The organism is Neisseria sp. P0021.S007 (genome assembly GCF_051956855.1).
Genome location: NZ_JBQCXA010000734.1, coordinates 1 through 617 on the forward strand (window position 1 = coordinate 1; position 617 = coordinate 617).

At 46.2% G+C, this 617-nt stretch carries 1 protein-coding gene; it reads left to right on the top strand.

Going from position 1 to position 617, the window contains the following annotated elements; translation table 11 throughout:
- Positions 1 to 32: 32 nt before the first annotated feature.
- The coding region (locus tag ACTHUR_RS15660; RefSeq protein WP_440399564.1) for a PilC/PilY family type IV pilus protein at positions 33 to 617 on the top strand (585 nt) is incomplete at its 3' end.

Genomic DNA, 617 nt, shown 5'->3' on the forward strand with positions numbered 1-617 from the left:
GTGATCGTAGTAGTTGGAATACGACTGTGCCTTTGTTTGAAACAAAAAAAGGCTCTGACAATAAGCTGGGTTATACCATTGGTTCGACACAAATCGGCCGTGTTTCCATCAAGCGCGATACCACTCCGGTCAATTTGAAATCTGATGTGCGCTATGCGGGTTTCTTGGCCAGCGGCTATCGTACTGAAGATGTGAACAGTGTCGACAATGAAACGGCTTTATATGTCTATGATATGACAGGTAAAGAAGCTGGTACGCAAGATACCGGCAAAAATGTTTCTAGTGCCGGTAATCTCTTGGCTAAAATTCCTGCACCGAATGGCAAAGGTGGCCTCTCCACCCCCACTTTGGTAGACACCGATTTTGACGGTATTGTCGATATTGCCTATGCAGGCGACCGTTATGGCAATATGTTCCGCTTCGACTTGAGAGGTAAAACCCCGTCTGAATGGTCGGCGCAAATGATTTTCCAAGGTTCGGGTAATCAACCGATTACGTCTGCGCCTGCGGTATCACGTCGTGGTAAAGACAAGTATGTCGTCATTTTTGGTACGGGTAGCGAGATTTATCAGAATGAACTAGAAGGTACCAACGGACAAATCAATGCCGTTTATGGT